Below are 17,285 nucleotides of genomic sequence, written 5' to 3' on the forward strand. Positions count from 1 at the left end.
GCGGAACGCTTAGCGCACCGGGCGGGGCAGGGGAAGCGCGCGCCGGGCTTCCCTGCGCCGCAGCGGCGCGCGGCGCGCCGATCGCCGCCGAGTAGCCAGAGCCGCGCGTCTCTGGTAACCCTCCGCCGTCGTGCCCGGCGGCCCGGGCGCTCAGGCCACGGGCCCCTCCGCCATGCGACGCACCCGGTGCGCCGAGCGCCGCGGCCCCCTCACCCCCACCGCTTCACGATGGATCAGACGCTCCTCCGGTCGTATTTCTCGACCATTTACGAGTTCCCCACGGCGGCGGGCACGCTGCGCGTCTCGCTGGACGGCGAGATCGTCCAGGATCAGGCCGGGCTCCCCGACCTCCTGACCCGCAAGTTCGCCGTGCTCACCGCCTACAACCCGCGCTCGATGCTCATCCCCCGCCGGGTCAACGATCAGCGCCACCACGTCCTCCGCGATCTCTTGATCCTCGGGTGTTACCGGGTGGAGCCGTGCGTCGGATCCGAGGCAGAGCCGGAGGGCATCTGGCGTGAGCCGGCCTGGCTCGTCCACGGCATGGACCGCGACGAGGCGATCTCCTTCGGCCGCGTCTTCCGGCAGAACACGATCGTGTTCGCGCAAGGCGGCCGGCCGGAGCTCATCATCACGGACCCGACAGCTGACGACATCGGCCGAACTTTCCAGGGCAACTGGCGGGTTCGGTCGTGACGCCGGGGGCGCCCGCGACCGCGGAACGCCGATTCCATGTTGAAACATACCCGCAAAATGTGGGTTCATGCCTTGGCATTTAGGGATGGGCGGACCGGCCTCGCTCACCACATGAGGAGACACAGGAGAATGCGCACCCAGGTCACCCTCGCGGCGCTCGTCGCCGCGCTCGGGCTCGTCGCCGGCGCTGGCGGCTGCGGCCAGAACAAGGTCTCGGAGTGCAACGCGCTCATCGAGGTCATCAACAAGGGCGTTCAGAGCATCGAGAAGGGCACCAAGGCTGGCTCCGACCAGGGCGGGTCGACCGAGCTGAAGGCGATGGCCGATGCGATGGACAAAGTGGCGGCCGACGCGGCGCAGGTGAAGCTGACCACCCCGGAGCTGCAGAAGTTCTCGGGCGAGTACCAGGCGATGGCCAAGGACGTCGCCAAGGCGGCGCGCGACCTGGCGACCGCGGCCGACGCGAACGACGCGGAGAAGAGCAACACCGCCCAGGCCGCGATCGAGAAGGCGATCAAGCAGGAAGATCCCCTCGTCGACAACATCAACAAGTTCTGTCAGGCGCCCTGAACGGGCCGCCCCGGCCGGGGCTGGCCCCGTCAGGGCTCCCGCGCTGATCGCAGGCCCGCCCGGGCAGGGCGGCGCGCGCGGCGCTGGCGTGGCGCCGCGCGGCGATCAGGGCACGAAGCGGTAGCCGACCCCGCGCACCGTGACCAGGTGGCGCGGGGCGGTCGCGTCGTCCTCCAGCTTGTTGCGGAGCTGGAGGACGAAGTTGTCGATCGTGCGCGGGGTCCCGTGGTGCGTCGGGCCCCACACCTTGGCCTGGATCTGCTCGCGGGACAGGACCCGCCCGCCCGCCTCGGCCAGGCAGAGCAGCACGTCGAACTCGGTCGCCGTCAGATCGATCAGCGCGTCGCCGCGGCGGACCTCGCGCGTGGCCGCGTTGATCACGATGTCGCCGGCGCGCAGCTGCTCGGCGTCGGCGCGCGCGATCGCGTCGCGCCGGAGCACCGCCTTCACCCGGGCGAGCAGCTCGGCCAGGCTGAACGGCTTCGTGATGTAGTCCTCGGCGCCGAGCTCGAGGCCCATCACCTTGTCCATCTCGGCGCCGCGCGCGGACAGCATGATCACCGGCAGGGTGCGCCGCTCGTTCCGGAGCATGCGGAGCAGCTCGAAGCCGTTCAGGCGCGGGAGCATGACGTCGATGATGATGAGGTCGATCCCGCCGGCGCGGGCGAGCGTGAGCCCGCGCTCGCCGTCCTCGGCCACGAGGACGCGGTAGCCCTCCGCGGTCAGGTTCATCTCGAGGCCCATCGCGATGCTGGGGTCGTCCTCCACGAGCAGGACGGTCCGCGCTGAGGCTTGAGGGTTCCGGATCATGCTGAGCACGTCCTCTAGCATGTTCATGTCCGGACCGGAGGCGCCGCGCCTACCGCGGCGCGTCCGCTCCGGCGGCGTGTTCCGCGGGCTCGGGGCCCGCGGCATCGACGTCGGGCGCGCGCCTCCTGGCGTCGCTCGTCTTCGGTGCGCTCCGGATCGGCAGGACGAGCGTGAACGTGCTGCCCTTCCCGGGCTCGCTGTCGACGAGGATCCTGCCGCCGTGCGCGCGGATGACGTGCTTGACGATCGACAGCCCGAGCCCGGAGCCCTCCTGCTGCCGGGCCAGGAGGTCGTCGACCCGGTAGAACTTCTCGAAGATCCGCTTGTGCTCCTGGCGGGCGATGCCCTTGCCGTTGTCGCGGACCGTGATCCGCGCCGACCGGTTGGTGACATGGGCGGAGACGCGGATATGCCGCGGCTGACCGCCGTACTTGTAGGCGTTCGAGAGCAGGTTCACGGTCGCGTCGACGAGCGCGCTGCGATCGCAGAGCACGGGCGGGAGGTTCGCGTCGACGGCGATGTCGAGCTCGACGCTGCGCTTCTCGCGGGTCGGCTCGAAGGCGTGGATCGCCTCGTTGACGACGTCCTCGAGGTGGTGCTCCGACAGCTCGTAGACGCGCCGGCCGCTCTCCATGCGGCCCCAGTCGAGCAGCCGATCGATGAGGTGCTGGAGGCGCGCGCTCTCCTTGGTGAGCGCGTCGATGCAGCGATCCTCGCTGCTCGTGTCGCCGCGCCTGAGCTTCAGGGTCTCGGTGAACATCCGGATCGACGTGAGCGGCGTGCGCAGCTCGTGCGAGACCTTGGACACGAAGTCGGCCTGGAGCTCGGACAGGTTGCGCTCGCGCCGGAGGAAGACCCACACGAGGATGACCCCGGTCGCGAGCGTCCCGCAGAACGTGAGGACCAGGATCCCCACGATGAGGTTGTACTGGGCCTCGCCGAGCACGAGCAGGAGGAAGCCCACGCCCGACAGGAGCACGCCGGGGACGATGACCAGGTAGACGAGGAGCTGGATGATCCGCCGGTAGCCGAGCGTGGTGAGGTCGCGCCTCAGGGTCCGCATGACGGCAGCTTAATGGGGCGGCGCGCCGGCCGCGAGCGGCCTCGGGCGCGGCGCTACGGCTCGATCCGCTCCAGCACGAGCGCGGGCGCCCCGGCCGGCGCCGGGCCGAGCTGGAAGGCCGCGCGGACGCGAGCGGCCGCGGCCCGCGCGTCGTCCGCGCCCCGGGCGTGGACGCGGGCGAGGGGCGCCCCGCGGTCCACGCGGTCGCCGCGCACGGCGGCGAGCTCGATCCCCACGGCGGGGTCCACGCGCTGGTCGGCGCGTGTCCGCCCGGCGCCGAGCGCGACGGCGGAGAGCCCGATCTCCAGCGGGTCGACGGCGACGACGTACCCCTCGTCCTGCGCCGCGACCTCGACCACGACGGGGGCGCTGGGGAGGCGGCCGGGGTCCTGCACCACGGCCGGGTCGCCCTTCTGCGCGGCGATCATCCGCGCGAGGACCTCGGCCGCCGCGCCGCTCGCGATGGCGGCCTCGAGCTTCACGCGCGCCTCGGCGGCGCTCGCCGCGGCGCCGCCCGCGATCAGCATCTCCTCGGCGAGCGCGAGCGTGCACGCGACGAGGTCGCCCGGGCCTTGGCCGTGCAGCACCTCGATCGCCTCGCGGGTCTCGATCGCGTTGCCGACGGTGCGCCCGAGCGGGGCGCTCATGTCGGTCAGCAGCGCGGAGACGCGCTTGCCCGCCGCGGTCCCGACGCGCACGAGCGCCGTCCCGAGCGCGCGGGCGTCGTCCAGGGTCTTCATGAACGCGCCCCGGCCGACCTTGACGTCGAGCACGAGCGCGTCGATGCCCTCCGCGAGCTTCTTCGAGAGGATGCTGGCGACGATGAGCGGGATCGACTCGACCGTGGCGGTGACGTCGCGCAGCGCGTAGATGCGCTTGTCCGCCGGCGCGATCCGCGCGGTCTGCCCGATCATGCACGTCCCCACCTCGCGGACGATGCGCGCGAACGCGGCGGTGTCGAGCGCGACGTCGAACCCCGGGATGGCCTCGAGTTTGTCGAGCGTGCCGCCGGTGTGGCCGAGGCCGCGGCCGGACACCATCGGCACCGGGACGCCGCAGGCGGCGACGAGGGGGGCGAGGCAGATCGAGACCTTGTCGCCGACGCCGCCGGTCGAGTGCTTGTCGACCTTGCGCCCGGGCACGCTCGACAGGTCGAGCACGTCGCCCGAGTGCAGCATCGCCCGCGTGAGCGCGACGGTCTCGGCGTCGTCCATGCCGCGGAAGAAGACCGCCATGAGCAGCGCGCTCATCTGGTAGTCGGCGAGCTCGCCGTCGCCGTGCGCGCGGATGAGCCGCGCGATCTCGTCATCGGACAGCCGCCCGCCGTCGCGCTTCCTGGCGACGAGCTCGACAAGGGTCTGCATCGGGGTCGAGCTTACCCGGGTTCGACCCTATTTGTACCTGGCGCGGGCATCCCTATTGTCCGTGGGAGCGCGCGGGCCGCCCCCGCAGGACAGCGGATCCGGTGCCGGTCGCGTTCGCACGGTGGAAGGGAGCCGCACGGCGCCTCATGAACAGCCTCCTCTACGCCAGGGCCCAGATGGGCCTGTCGCTGGCATTTCACATGATCTTCGCCGCTGCCGGGGTGGCGTTGCCGCTGATCATGGTCATCGCGGACGCGCTCTGGCATCGGACGGGCGATCGCGATTACCTCGAGTTCTCGAAGCGCATGGCGAAGGGGACGGCGATCCTTTTCGCGGTCGGCGCCGTCTCGGGGACGGTCCTCTCGTTCGAGCTCGGGCTCCTCTGGCCGACCTTCATGGGGACGTTCGGCGAGGTGGTCGGGCTGCCGTTCTCGCTCGAGGGGTTCGCGTTCTTCACCGAGGCGATCTTCCTCGGCATCTATCTCTACGGCCGCGGCAAGCTCCCGCCGAAGCTGCACCTGCTCTCCGGGGCGCTCGTGGCGCTGAGCGGCGCGCTGTCGGCGTTCTTCGTGATCCTCGTGAACGCGTGCATGAACGATCCGGCCGGCTTCACGATGGCGTCCGGGCGCCCGGTGGACATCGACCCGATCGCGGCGATGTTCAGCCCGCCGTGGAAGCACGAGACGCTGCACGGCATCCTTGCGTGCTATCAGGCGACCGCGTTCGTGATGACGGGGATCCACGCGCTGGTGCTGCTGCGGCACCCGGGCAGCCCGCTGTTCCGGAAGGCGTTCGCGGTGACGCTCGCGATCGCCGGGGTGACGGCGCTGGCACAGCCGTTCGTCGGCCACTTCGCGGCGGTGGAGGTCGGGGCCGGGCAGCCCGCAAAGCTCGCGGCGATGGAGGCGCACTTCGAGACCTCGGCCCGCGCGCCGCTCCTGATCGGAGGCCTGCCCGACGTGGAGCGCCGCGAGGTCGACCATGCGATCGAGATCCCGGGCGGGCTGTCGATCCTGCTGCATGCCGATCCCGACGCGGTGGTGCCGGGGCTCGATGCCGTTCCGCGCGACGAGTGGCCGCCGGTCGCGGCGACGCACCTCTCGTTCCAGGTGATGGTGGCCGCGGGCTCCGCGATGGCGCTGCTCGCGGTGGTCGCGGCGGTGCTGGCGTGGCGTCGCAGGGGGATCCCGGATCAGCGCCCGTTCCTCTGGGCGTCGGTCCTGGTGAGCCCGCTCGGCATCGTGGCGATGGAGGCGGGCTGGCTGGTGACGGAGTTCGGTCGCCAGCCCTGGATCGTGCGGGGCGCGATGCGCACGCGCGACGCGGTGACCCCGTTCCCGCACCTCGCGGCGCCTTTCTGGATGTTCACGGCGCTCTATGTCTTCCTTGGCGTCGTGGTGACTTACCTGCTCGTGCGCCAGCTCCGCGCGGCGCCGCTCGGGGTAACGGGCGGCAGGGGGCCGCGCGCGCCCGGCGCGGGGGGCGCAGGGGGCGGCGGCGAGCGCGCGCTGGGGGCGGAGGGCGCGGGGGGCGGCGGCGAGCGCGCGCTGGGGGCGGAGGGCGCGGGGGGCGGCGGCGAGCCGGGCTTGCTCGGGGGAGGCGCGGCCGATGCTCGTTGAGTGGGTCCTCGGCGGGGTGATGGTGGCGGCGCTCGTGCTGTACGCGCTGCTTGGCGGGGCCGACTTCGGCGGCGGCGTCTGGGATCTGCTCGCGTCCGGCCCGCGGAAGCGGGAGCAGCGCGCGCTCATCGAGAAGGTCATCGGCCCGATCTGGGAGGCCAACCACGTCTGGCTGATCCTGGTCGTGGTCGTGCTCTTCAGCGCCTTTCCTCCGGCTTTCGCGGCGATCTCGATCGCGCTGCACGTCCCCATCACGCTGTTCCTCGTGGGCGTCGTGTTCCGCGGCTCGGCGTTCAGCTTCCGCAGCTACGACTCGCGGGGGGATCGGCAGCAGAAGCGCTGGGGCTTCGTCTTCTCGCTGGCGAGCGTGATCGCGCCGGTGCTGCTCGGCATGATCGTCGGCGCGATCGCGTCGGGCCGGATCCGGGTGGCGTCGGGGGTGGTGACGACCGGCTTCTTCGCCCCGTGGCTCTCGCTCTTTCCGCTCGTGGTCGGCCTGTTCGCGCTGGCGCTGTTCGCGTTCCTCGCGGCGGTCTACCTGACGAACGAGGCGACGGAGCCGGCGCTGGTCGACGATTTCCGTCGGCGCGCGCTCGTCTCGGGCTGCGTTGTCGCGGCGCTCGCGCTCGCGTCGTTCGCGGCCTCGTTCCGGGGCGCCCCGCTCATCCGAGAGGGTCTGACGGATCATCCGATCACCTGGCCGCTTCATGTCACGACGGGCCTCGCGGCCACGATGGCGTTCTTCGCGCTGTGGACCCGCCGCTTCCGTCTGGCGCGCCTCGCGGCGGCGGCGCAGGTCACGCTGATCCTGCTGGGCTGGGCGGCTTCGCAGTACCCGTTCCTTGTCGTGCCTGACGTGACGCTCGCGGGGGCCGCGGCGAACCCGAAGACGATGCGATTGCTCGTCTGGGTGCTCGCCGTCGGATTCGTGCTGCTATTCCCTTCGCTGTACGTCCTTTTCCGTATTTTCGGGAGCGGCCGGGCCGGTGCGGCGTCGGACGGTGATGACGGTCATGAGCGGGAGTAGCGTCGAGGTGCGTGGAAGTCGCGAGCGGGAGTAGCGTCGAGGTGCGTGGAAGTCGCAATCGACCGCGATCGGCCGCGATCGCCGCAATCGTGGCCGTCCGTCGCAGTAGGCCGCAATCGCTGGACCACCTCGACCTACCCGCTGGAGAGGCGTGAGGTAGGCTCGCTCAACAGGGCCTCTGTCCGTCCGGACGCCAGAGGGGGCGGCGTCAGGTAGGGCGCGCATTGCATTCCTGAAAGCCGCAACCCTCTCTCATGAGGCCGGTGAAAAAACGCGAGCGCTTTCGCGGGCCTCCCCAGGGCGCGGGAACCGTGTTAGGCTCGCAGTCAAGAAGTTTCAGGATGCTTGTGGGGGAAGGAGCCCTGTAGAGATGGCGAACATGGCTAGATACCGTCGACACGCGATAGTGAGTTTCCTTGCAGCGACAGCCGGTGTGACGGGCTCGTTCGCCGCCTGCTCTGATTCGTACCGTGGCGAGCTCACCGGCAGCGGCACGGGCCCCGGCGGCACGGGGGGCAGCGGCGGCAACGGTGGCAGCGCCGTGGAGAGCACCGGGACCTTCGGGGAGGGGGGGCGGTGCGAGTACACGTGCTCCAATGATCTGAAGAAGGTGATCAGCTGCAATGGCGTGACCGTCGAGGAGTGCGAGCCCGAAGAGGGGTGCGTCAACGCGAAGTGCGAGCCGAACCCGTGCGAGGCGGCGGAGAAGTCGAAGAGCTCGTACGGCTGCGACTACTGGGCGCTGAAGACGGCCCTCCGACCGACGACGCAGGGCGCGTGTTTCGCTGCCATCGTTGCGAACACGTGGGAGCTGCCGGTCCATATCAATGTTGAACGCGGCGGGCAGCCACTTCCGGTAGAGAAGTTCGCCTACATTCCGGTCGGGCAGGGTTCCATCGACGATATCCAGTATAACCCCTACAATCCAGAGACCGGCCTTGGTGTCGGTGAGGTCGCCGTCCTTTTCCTCTCGCGACGGTCTCCTGGGTCGAGCGTTGTGGATTGTCCCGTACCCGGCGCGCTCGACCTGGAAACGGGCGTGGCGGGTACCGGCCGCGGAACCGCATTCCATATCACGACGGACTATCCGGTCGTAGCTTACCAGATGCTCCCCTACGGTGGCGGCCAGGCCGCCATGACGTCCGCGACCTTGCTCCTGCCGACGAGCGCCTGGCATACCAACTACGTTGCCATCAATGGCTACTCGTCATCGGAGTCCGCCGACTTTCCTGGGGCCAATCCCTCGCTGGCCATCGTCGCCCATCAGGATGACACCGACGTGACCATCCTGCCGAAGGTGGACGTCGAAGCAGGTACCAACGTCGAGGCAGCAAGCAGCAACGAGGCGAAGACTTACAAGCTGAACGCTGGTGAGTTCCTGCAGATTACCCAGCCGGAGGAGTTGACCGGAAGCCCCATCCAATCAACCAAGCCCATCGGGGTTTTTGGAGCTCATGCTTGCATGGTCGTGCCGACTGACGGTGGCGACTGTGATTCAGGGCAGCAGCAAATCGCGCCCGTCAGGGCTACTGGCAGCGAGTACGTGGCGGTTCGCTACAAGAACCGCATCGCTGACGTCGAAGAGTCGCCGCCGTGGCGTATCGTGGGGATGGTTGACAGCACGAAGCTCGTCTGGGAGCCGTCTAAACCGAACGGCGCGCCGGATACCATCAACCTCGGCGAAGTGTATGAGTTTGATGCAGGTGAGCCTTTCGTCGTCAGGAGCCAGGGGGTGAACAATCCATTCTATGTTGGTCAGTACATGACCAGCGGCGACCCATACATGTTCATCGGAGACCCCGATTGGGTGAATGTGGTTCCGCCGTCTCAGTTTCTGGATTATTACGTGTTCTTCACTGACCCGACCTATCCCGAGACGAGCCTGGTTGTCGTTCGTAAACCGTCGAAGCTGAATGGCGAGTTCGCTGATGTCGAGCTGGACTGCGCCGGCAAGATCAGCGGGTGGCAACCGATTGGCGATTACGAGTACACCATCGTCGATCTCACGACGGGGGATTTCGAATCGGTGGGCGACTGCGCCAATGGCCGGCACGAGATGCGGAGCGACCTTCCGTTCGGGGTCACGGCATGGGGATGGGGCGCGATCCAGCAGAACTATCGTGTCTCCTACGCCTACCCCGCCGGTGCTGGGTTCTTGCCGATCAATGAGGTCGAGATACCTCCTACGGCCAACTAAAATTTGTTCGACGGGTGATCGAGCATGAATGATACTCCCCGAGGACGGCCATCGAGAACCGGCCTCGGGGGTAGTTCATGCACCTCTGTGGCGTGCTAGCCGGCAACCTCCCTGTACACCGGGACGAGCTCGTTTCATGGAGCAGCATCGGCGGGGAGATCCCTCGCGCAGCGTGCTCCAACGAAGCCGTTCCTGTTGTGCGGATTTTCCGCTGACTGAGCGTCGGTGGCAACGTAGAGCCCGCTGGTCCACGCCGTGCCCCCCCGGACTACACGGTTATCCGTGTTGCCTTCAAGTCGAGCACAATTGTTGCACGGGTTTGGAAGTCCCAGCTGGTCAACGTCCAGCACCAGCTCTCCTGCGTTGCCCGCCATGTCAGCCATGCCCCACCTGGCGTCACCATCCGGAGATTTTGACCCCACGGGTAGGAAGTCCTGCATGCTGCATTCTGCTGCATCGTCCCCATCACCGAGGCAGTTGTAAGCTGCTTTCGACGCGTCGATGGACTCTCCCCAGGGATACAACCTCTGCTCGGCGCCTCCCGCGGCCGCATAGTTCCATTCCGCTTCAGTGGGTAAGCGCCCGCCGTCCCATATGCAGAAGGCGAAGGCTTCGAACCATGTCATGCACGTCATGGGACGGCGCTCATTCTGTTCCGGGAAATCCGTCCAGTGCGAATATTCGCATCTGAGCGCTACTTTCAAGGCTGATTTGTCGGCGGTCAGCTCGCTGTTCCAGTCCGAATTCCAGCCGCTTTCACGAATCTTCGGATGCGCGCCTGCACCGGAAACAGGTGGATCAGCTTGAGTCCCTTTCCCTTCTTCCATGAATGCGCGGAAGCGTCCGATGGTGATCTCGTAGATGTCTAGCCGGAACCCGCTGACGGTTGCTGGGTACATGGGAGCATTTAGACGATCGAACGTCCCTCCCGGGATGCTCGCCGTGCCGCAGCAGTCGGCGTTCGAGCTGCGTCCGCAGTCCGTTCTCGTGCCTGGCCCCGCCCCCTGGCAGCTCGGCGCGACGCAGGCGCCGAGCCGACATCCAGGAAACGGGGCTCCGCACGGCGTCTGGTCTTTCCAGGCACCATCAACGCACTGACGTGGCGTGCGACCGCTGCAGCCTCGCTCGCCCTCGCGGCACTCCACGCACTGCCCTCGTGAACATGCAGGCTGGTCTCCGCTGCAAGGTCGTTGGGTGACCCACTCTCCCGAGGCGCACTGCCGCGGTACGTCGCCCACGCAGTCTCGATCACCATCACCGCACGGCGCCTCGCCGGTTGCGGAGCTTGAGCTGCTTCCGCCGCTCCCCGTGCCGGGAGCGTCGGCGAACTCATCAAGCCCAAGAACGAGCCCACATCCGGCGGTGACCAGCGCAGGTGCAAGTGGAATCAGCAGCAGTAACGTCGTTGGTGTTCGCGTGGAGAATGAACGTGTCTCGGTCTTTGTTTGTGCTCGTGTGAACATCGGGTTCGGTGCTGTTGATCCGGTGTGTGATTTGCTGTGGTTGGACGGTCGCTGTTCGGCGAGCTGCCGCGCCGCGCGGCGGACGTGCTTCGGTCCGCGCTCCGGCCAAGCGACCCACCTCGGCTGACGCTTCGGCCGGGCAGGCGCGGGGGCGTACGTCCCTGCGCTGATCCTGCAGGCCAGCACGCACCCCGCCGGTCCACTGACCCGGACCGAATCGCTGAGCATCGTCGAGCCCAGGCAGCAGCTGCAGCTCACCCCCGCGGCGTCGCCACCGGCAGCGCTGTGCGTGACGGCGCATCGTGCTTCCTCCCTCGCCACCACCGTCACGCTACGCTCGCCGCCACTCGCCCGGAAGTGCCGCCCGCCGTGCACGCCCCGGACGCTGCCTTCCCGCCTCGCGGCGCAGCTCACCCCGCCTCGCCGGCGCAGCTCGCCCCACTTCGCGGCGCTTCTGGCCCGCCTCGCGCGCTGCTCGCCCCGCCTCGCGGCGCCCCTTCGCCCCGCCTCGCGCCGCTCCTCCCACCCCCCTGGCGCGCTCCTCGCACCTCCTGGCTCGACCCAGGAGACATCCTCCCCCGGCCCGAGTAGTCTCCCGCCCGGACGCCGGCCCGCATGCGGCGGAACGCTCGCGTCAACCTCGTTTTTCGAGCGTTGCTTGGAGGACAGCTCACCGTGATGGATCGACGACACCTGCCGGGCCGGAAGCCGCGACACCGGTCGCGCCTGCGCTGCGCGCTGACCGCAGCGGCCCTGGCCGCCCCGGCCCTCGCCGCGCTTGCGCCTTCCACCGCGCGCGCGCAGGACCGGACCTTCTACCTCGATCGCCTCAGGATGGCCGGCGCCCCCGACGACGGGATCGGCGTCTGGCGCCCCCACATGGGCGAGCGGACGCGCCTCTTCGGGCAGCTCGGGCTCGGCGTGTCGGTCCACCCGCTCCGCAACGACAACTACGTCGACGACCTCGCCATCGAGGAGCAGCTCCAGGGCGACGGGCCCGTCACGTCGCAGCTCATCACCTACCTGAACGCGGGCGTGGAGATCCTCGGCCGCGGCGCCCTCCAGGTCTCGTTCCCCATCACCCTCTTCCAGGACGGCAACCAGACGTACAACCGCGAGCTCGGCCTCGACCAGAGCGTCGACCTCAAGACCGCCTCGCCCATGGACCTCCGGATCGACGCGCGCGTCGTCCCGCTGGAGCTCGACGAGCGCCGCTTCCGGCTCGGGCTCACCGGCGCGGTCTTCGTGCCCATCGGCAACACGTACTCGTTCGCCGGCGACAGGACCGTGAGCAGCTCGTTCGGCATCGGCGCCGAGTACGACTTCAAGGACTTCCTCGTCACGCTCAACACCGGCGTCGCGATCCGGCCGCACGTGCAGCTCCACGAGCTCCACGTCGGCAGCGAGCTCACGTACGGCGTCGGCGGCTACGTCCCGCTGCGCGACGGCACGATCCGCCTCGGGGCCGAGGTCTTCGGCTCGTTCGGCCTCATCAAGGAGACGCGCGGCGAGCTCGATGCCTCGCCGATCGAGTGGCAGCTCAACAGCAAGATGTTCCTCACCAAGGACAGGGCGCTCTACGCCGGCGCCGGCGTCGGCACCCGGCTGAGCGGCGGCTACGCCCCCGATTTCCGCGGGGTCGCCGTCGTCGGCGGCTCGTTCAGCATCGAGGAGTCCGACGCCCGCTCGCCCGGCTTCAACTTCGTGATCGAGCAGGAGAAGGACAGCGACGGCGACGGCTACCCGGACGTCATCGACCTCTGTCCGGAGGACCCCGAGGACGGCAAGCAGCCGAAGCCGAGCGACGGCTGCCCGGACATGCCCGATCGCGACGGCGACGGCATCCCCGACGTCGTCGACAAGTGCCCGGACGACCCCGAGGACAAGGACGGCATCGACGATCGCGACGGCTGCCCGGAGGAGGACGCGGACCAGGACGGCATCCCCGACGCCGTCGACAAGTGCCCGAAGGAGCCGGGACAGGTCGTCGTCGACGACCCGGAGAAGAACGGCTGCCCGTACTACATCCGCAGGATCCAGGGCTCCGCCGAGATCGAGATCATGAAGCAGGTCGAGTTCGAGTTCGACAGCTCCAGGATCCTCCCGCAGAGCTATCCGATCCTCGACGAGGTCGTGCGGCTGCTCAAGGCGAACCCCGAGATCAAGCTGCTCAGCATCGAGGGGCACACCGACAACCAGGGCACCGTCGACTACAACGACAGGCTCGCTCAGAACCGCGCCACCGCGGTCAGGATCTACATCATCAACAAGGGCGTCCAGACGGAGCGGCTCACGTCCGTTGGCTACGGCTCCCGCCGGCCGCTCGTGTCCAACGACACGCCGGAAGGCCGGCAGCGCAACCGGCGCGTCGAGTTCCACATCAAGTCGCAGGCGATCGAGGGCCGGTAAGCTCCGCCCGGAGCGGCCCTCCGGCTCATCCCCCGACATCAAGCGAGGTTTGCGTGCACGTGCCGGTGACGCGCACGCAAACCCCGTCTCCCTGAGCCGGCCAGACTTGCGTACCCGTGCCGGTGACGCGCACGCAAACCCCGTCTCCCTGAGCCGGCCAGACTTGCGTACCCGTGCCGGTGACGCGCACGCAACCTCGTCTCCCTGAGCCGGCGAGGTTTCGTCCTCACCGCGCGGGCGCGCCCTGCGCGGCGTGGTGCGCGAGCGTTCTCCACGGGAACGTCTTCCACGCGGGCGCTCGCCGCCCCAGCGCGCTCGCGCTCCTCCGCGGCGCCGCCCCAGTGCGCTCGCGCTCCTCCGCGGCGCCGCCCCAGTGCGCTCGCGCTCCTCCGCGGCGCCGCCCTCCGCGGCCCGCCGTCCGTCAGTCGTCGTGATGTCCGAGCGCCGGACGGCGATGGTCGCACTTGCCCGGGATCGGAAAGCCGCAGACCTTCTCTTCCGTCAGGCAGTCCTGCTTCGCTGGACACTGCTCGGGATCGAGGACGTCCGGGTCGCACGGACGAGAGCAGAAGTCAGGCCTCGGCAGCGGAGCGTCGTAACGGCCGTTGCCGTCGACATCGAGGTAGATCGGATTCGTGACCGCATAGGGCGGTACCGGCGACCAGTCCGGCACCGTCGGCGTGGGCGCGAACAGGGCGTTGATCGCGGGGATCCTGCCGAACGCGTCGCTCGCCAGTCGGGACAGCTGGATCTCCCCGAACGGGACGTCCAGGGACACAGGGCTCATGAGGTTCCTGTCCTCGAGCCCCATCGCGATGATCACCACCCAGGAGTCGCGGTCCGGCACCGTGAACGTGACCTTGCCGCGCACGTCCACGAGCGCTGTCGGCGGCATCGCCGGCTCCAGCAGGCGAATCATCCTGCCGTTGAGGTAAACCTCCACCCGATCGACGCCGAACCAGCTCGCCGTCTGGACGTCGAAGAGGAGCTCGTGCGGCTTTCCAGCGCTCGCCGCCGCCACCTCGCCGTACGTCTTGCCGCCGATCGTCGCCCGGATGAACGGGCCGTACGTCGTGAAGGCGTGCGCGCCCCGCAGGCTCTCGACCGCGGCCGGCGTCTCCAGGGCAGCAGGAGAGTCCGTCGCGCTCCGGAAATAGGTCCGCGGGAAGCCCGGCTCCTTCGAGCCGTCGTGGCCGTCGCTGCTGGCGACCTGCGCCGGGAGGAGCCCGCGCTCGAGATAGCGGAAATAGTCGTCGACCTGGCCCGCCCTGTAGGTGCACGGCTCGTCGCGCGCCCCCTCGGCGACCGGCCCGTCGCCGAGCGCGGCGGGACCACAGAGCTCCTGGTTATCAGCGCTCGTTCCCGAGAAGCTCCAGTTCCTGTCCTGCTCGTCGGGCGTCCGGGCGAGCACGCGCTTCATGAGCGCCCACGCGAGCTCCGTGCGAGCGCGGCGCTTGCAATCGGCCGTCGCGACGAGGACCGCGGCGGAGCCAGGGTCGCCGCCCGGCCCGGCCGTCGCCCCGCCGGGTAACGCGCACGGCGCGCGCAGCCAGCCCGCCACCTCGGGGCACGCCGCCTCGACCTCCGCGGCGCTCCCGGCGGCGTTCAGCCGCGCGAGGCAGCGGTTCCAGTCGACGACCTCGGCCAGGCTCGGCGTGCGCACCAGATCGAACCGCTTGCCATTGATGATCTCCATGGCGTCGAACTCGCAGCTCGCGGTCCGGAAGACAGGGTTGTTCTCCTCGAGGAACGTCGGTGTCCGGTCCATCGTGTAGGTGTCGACGCCGAGCTGATCGATGTAGCCGAAGAAGCCGTCGCGCGGGTGGGCGACGATCGTCAGCGGCGCCACCGTGCCGTCGCCCGAGGCGCGGATCGCGTCGAGGATCGTCCCGCCGGGCTCACAGGTCCAGTCGTGGGCGCCGTGGCTCGGCACGTCGAGCTCGTCGTACCTGAGCGGGAAGCCGATGAAATGCCCCTGCTCCAGCGTCGTGATCTCCGCCCCGATCGCCGTGACGAGGTGGGGCTCGAGCCCGAGCGCGCGCACGGTCGGCTGGTAATCGGTCTCCACGTCGTGATCGGTCGACACGGCGAGCTCCACGCCCTCCGCCGCCACGGTGGAGACCCGCCGCGGCAGCGCCATGCCGCTGTCGAAGCTCGGCCTGGAGTGGAGGTGCATGTCGGCCGACATCCACCCGGTCGTGTCGACCTCGCGGACGAGCGTGGCGTCGAGCTGGAACGCGCGGCCCGGCGCGAGCGTCACGTCGCGCTCCACGTGGATCCCGTACTCGATGCCTCGCGACACGGTGATCTGGTATCGCCCCGGCTCGATCTCCACCTCTCCCTCGCCGGTGGCCGTGACCTCGATGGCGCGGTTGCCGTTCCCGAGCCGCCCGTCGCCGAGGTAGACCCTGCGCCGGCCGTCGCCAGCGAGCCGCCGCCCGGCCGCGTCGAGGGAGGCGAAGGCGATCTTGGCCGGTACCCGCTGGCCTGCCCCGTCGGCGACGCGGTAGCGCACCCTGGCCGGCGCGGGCAGGCGCGGCGCGACCGCGACCTGCTCCCCGGCCCGCACGCTCACCCGGACGGGCGCCGACATCGACGTCCCCGCCGCGTTCCGCGCCACGAGCACGTAGCTGCCGGGCGGCAGGGCGCCGCGGAAGTCGCCGTCCTCGGACGGGTCGAGGCCGACGTCCGCGTCGATCTGGTTGACGAGGCCGACGTCGCCGCGCGCCTCCCGGTTGGCCGCCACGAGCTCGTCCAGCGAGCCGAAGGGCCGCGACGGGTCCGGATCGGAGAAGACGAACACCCGCGCGTTCGGCGCGCCCTCCAGCGTGTCCTGCCACAGCACGTGGCCGCTGACCGTGCCCGTCGCGGTCCCGCGGAGCCGGTGCATCACGTCCGTCACGCTCGCCACGTCGCCGTCGCCCACGGCCAGGTAGCGCTCGTAGCTGAACGCACGGTGGACGTCGCACGCCGCGTCGTCGTCCTCGCTGAACAGGCACGAGCGGCTGGCGGACAGGAACGCTGTCGCCGCGCTCGCGAAGAGGGGCACATTGACCACCGAGGGCGCCGCGCCCTCCTCGGCCTTCGTGAAATAACCATAGCTGACGTCCCCGCCGGCCGCGGCCACGAAGTCGAAGGTGAGCGGCTCCTGGAACGAGTTCCGCCCGGCGTTCCAGGCGTCCTGGACCGCCGTGTCCTCGTCGAAGCCCGCCCCGGGCGCGAAGACGTCGTTCTGGTTGCCGAAGAAGACGAAATCGCCGGCGACGATGCCGGCGCGGCGCGACGCCGCTTGCTGCGCGTCGTCGGGCGGATCCCCGAGGATGTTGCCGAACACCGAGACGGGGGCGGTGGCGTTGTCCAGGGGGAGCACGTCGCTGCACTCGCACGTCGGGCAGCCGCCCGGGTCCTGCTTGTACCCGTTCGGGCACTCCTCGCAGCTCCGCTGCGGTGCGCAGCTGGGCGGCGGCTTGTCGTCGAGCAGGAGCGTCGTGCGCACCGTCACGAACCGATCGCCCGGGTGAAGGAGGTAGTCTGTCCGGAAGCGGATCCTGGAGCGCACGTTGGGGAAGAAGAGGCCGAGCAGGTCCTCCTGCGCCCGGAGCAGGCCTATCGCCTCGAACAGGAACTCGCCGTCTCCCTCGACGCGGATGCCGGCCTCTGCCCCGTCGGAGCCGTCCGCGAGCACGGAGACGTCGGTCGCCGTCGGGTCGGGGACGATGAGGTTGGCGAGCGAGAACATCTCGGCGAACCGGTCTCGCCCCTGGCCGCCCTCCTCGCCGATCCGGCCGCGCCGACGGTCGACGTCGACGATCGCGCCGCCGAAGATCCCGGGGCCGGGCGAGTCCCGCCCGCCGAGGATCGCCACGCGGATCTGGTCGTTCTCGAGCAGGAAGTCGCCCACGTCGGCCATCGCCACCGGGCCGCCGACGAGCTCGGCGCGCTGCTCGATCTGCTTGGCGCGGAGCAGCCGGTCGCCGCCGCAGCTCGGGAGCGCGGGCGCGGCGAGCGCGGCGGCGGCGAGCGGGAGGAGCGCGATCCTCGTGAACCAGCGGTGTTTTCGCCGCACA

General features: G+C 69.7%; 11 protein-coding genes. 6 read left to right on the forward strand and 5 right to left on the reverse strand.

Going from position 1 to position 17,285, the window contains the following annotated elements:
* Positions 1-228: 228 nt before the first annotated feature.
* Together WME89_RS14695 and WME89_RS14700 are read left to right on the forward strand one after the other, a co-directional pair.
* On the forward strand, positions 229-696 hold the full coding sequence (locus WME89_RS14695) for a DUF3293 domain-containing protein (RefSeq protein ID WP_436617061.1): 468 nt from the start codon (positions 229-231) through the stop codon (positions 694-696).
* Between the two features lie 129 nt (positions 697-825).
* Positions 826-1,266 carry a hypothetical protein gene (locus WME89_RS14700; RefSeq protein ID WP_437625808.1) on the forward strand — a complete coding sequence of 147 codons (441 nt, stop codon included), beginning with the start codon at positions 826-828 and terminating at the stop codon, positions 1,264-1,266.
* Between the two features lie 105 nt (positions 1,267-1,371).
* Here WME89_RS14700 and WME89_RS14705 read toward each other — a convergent pair whose 3' ends face one another.
* Genes WME89_RS14705 through WME89_RS14715 form a run of 3 tightly spaced genes read right to left on the reverse strand, consistent with a single transcriptional unit; the run spans position 1,372 to position 4,503 of the window.
* The gene (locus WME89_RS14705; RefSeq protein ID WP_438009794.1) at positions 1,372-2,103 is read right to left on the reverse strand and encodes a response regulator transcription factor; all 732 of its coding nucleotides are present in this window, start codon (positions 2,101-2,103) and stop codon (positions 1,372-1,374) included.
* A 22-nt stretch (positions 2,104-2,125) separates the two neighbouring features.
* Positions 2,126-3,139 (reverse strand): sensor histidine kinase, encoded by a 1,014-nt coding sequence (locus WME89_RS14710; protein WP_438009795.1) that lies wholly within the window; start codon positions 3,137-3,139, stop codon positions 2,126-2,128.
* 53 nt (positions 3,140-3,192) lie between these two features.
* Positions 3,193-4,503, reverse strand: a complete 1,311-nt coding sequence (locus tag WME89_RS14715) for a thymidine phosphorylase (RefSeq protein ID WP_438009796.1) — start codon at positions 4,501-4,503, stop codon at positions 3,193-3,195.
* Positions 4,504-4,649: 146 nt separating this feature from the next.
* Between WME89_RS14715 and WME89_RS14720 the strand changes: the two genes are divergently transcribed.
* The 3 genes from WME89_RS14720 to WME89_RS14730 all read left to right on the forward strand — a co-directional run bounded on the left by WME89_RS14720 (position 4,650) and on the right by WME89_RS14730 (position 9,346).
* A complete protein-coding gene (locus WME89_RS14720) occupies positions 4,650-6,122 on the forward strand; it encodes a cytochrome ubiquinol oxidase subunit I (RefSeq protein WP_438009797.1) in 1,473 nt (490 codons plus the stop codon).
* A complete protein-coding gene (locus WME89_RS14725; RefSeq protein WP_438009798.1) occupies positions 6,112-7,149 on the forward strand; it encodes a cytochrome d ubiquinol oxidase subunit II in 1,038 nt (345 codons plus the stop codon). The genes WME89_RS14720 and WME89_RS14725 overlap by 11 nt, the downstream gene beginning before the upstream one ends.
* A gap of 370 nt (positions 7,150-7,519) precedes the next feature.
* Entirely contained in the window at positions 7,520-9,346 is a 1,827-nt protein-coding gene (locus WME89_RS14730; RefSeq protein ID WP_438009799.1) for an IgGFc-binding protein, read from the forward strand.
* Between the two features lie 134 nt (positions 9,347-9,480).
* On the opposite strand, the gene WME89_RS14735 is transcribed toward WME89_RS14730, so the two are convergent.
* Positions 9,481-10,281 carry a formylglycine-generating enzyme family protein gene (locus WME89_RS14735; protein ID WP_438011933.1) on the reverse strand — a complete coding sequence of 267 codons (801 nt, stop codon included), beginning with the start codon at positions 10,279-10,281 and terminating at the stop codon, positions 9,481-9,483.
* A 1,206-nt stretch (positions 10,282-11,487) separates the two neighbouring features.
* On the opposite strand from WME89_RS14735, the gene WME89_RS14740 reads away from it, so the two are divergent.
* Positions 11,488-13,218 carry an OmpA family protein gene (locus WME89_RS14740; RefSeq protein ID WP_438011934.1) on the forward strand — a complete coding sequence of 577 codons (1,731 nt, stop codon included), beginning with the start codon at positions 11,488-11,490 and terminating at the stop codon, positions 13,216-13,218.
* Between the two features lie 421 nt (positions 13,219-13,639).
* Here the strand turns inward: WME89_RS14740 and WME89_RS14745 are convergent, their stop codons facing one another.
* On the reverse strand, positions 13,640-17,284 hold the full coding sequence (locus tag WME89_RS14745; RefSeq protein ID WP_438009800.1) for a PHP domain-containing protein: 3,645 nt from the start codon (positions 17,282-17,284) through the stop codon (positions 13,640-13,642).
* Position 17,285: the final 1 nt, after the last annotated feature.

Source organism: Sorangium sp. So ce321 (genome assembly GCF_051530195.1).
Taxonomy (GTDB): Bacteria; Myxococcota_A; Polyangia; order Polyangiales; family Polyangiaceae; genus Sorangium.

Excerpts from the sequence above, each read along its gene's own strand:
- WME89_RS14695 (WP_436617061.1), top strand. The coding sequence starts at position 229 with ATGGATCAGACGCTCCTCCGGTCGTATTTCTCGACCATTTACGAGTTC.
- WME89_RS14700 (WP_437625808.1), top strand. The coding sequence starts at position 826 with ATGCGCACCCAGGTCACCCTCGCGGCGCTCGTCGCCGCGCTCGGGCTC.
- WME89_RS14705 (WP_438009794.1), bottom strand. The coding sequence starts at position 2,103 with ATGAACATGCTAGAGGACGTGCTCAGCATGATCCGGAACCCTCAAGCC.
- WME89_RS14710 (WP_438009795.1), bottom strand. The coding sequence starts at position 3,139 with ATGCGGACCCTGAGGCGCGACCTCACCACGCTCGGCTACCGGCGGATC.
- WME89_RS14715 (WP_438009796.1), bottom strand. The coding sequence starts at position 4,503 with ATGCAGACCCTTGTCGAGCTCGTCGCCAGGAAGCGCGACGGCGGGCGG.
- WME89_RS14720 (WP_438009797.1), top strand. The coding sequence starts at position 4,650 with ATGAACAGCCTCCTCTACGCCAGGGCCCAGATGGGCCTGTCGCTGGCA.
- WME89_RS14725 (WP_438009798.1), top strand. The coding sequence starts at position 6,112 with ATGCTCGTTGAGTGGGTCCTCGGCGGGGTGATGGTGGCGGCGCTCGTG.
- WME89_RS14730 (WP_438009799.1), top strand. The coding sequence starts at position 7,520 with ATGGCGAACATGGCTAGATACCGTCGACACGCGATAGTGAGTTTCCTT.
- WME89_RS14740 (WP_438011934.1), top strand. The coding sequence starts at position 11,488 with ATGGATCGACGACACCTGCCGGGCCGGAAGCCGCGACACCGGTCGCGC.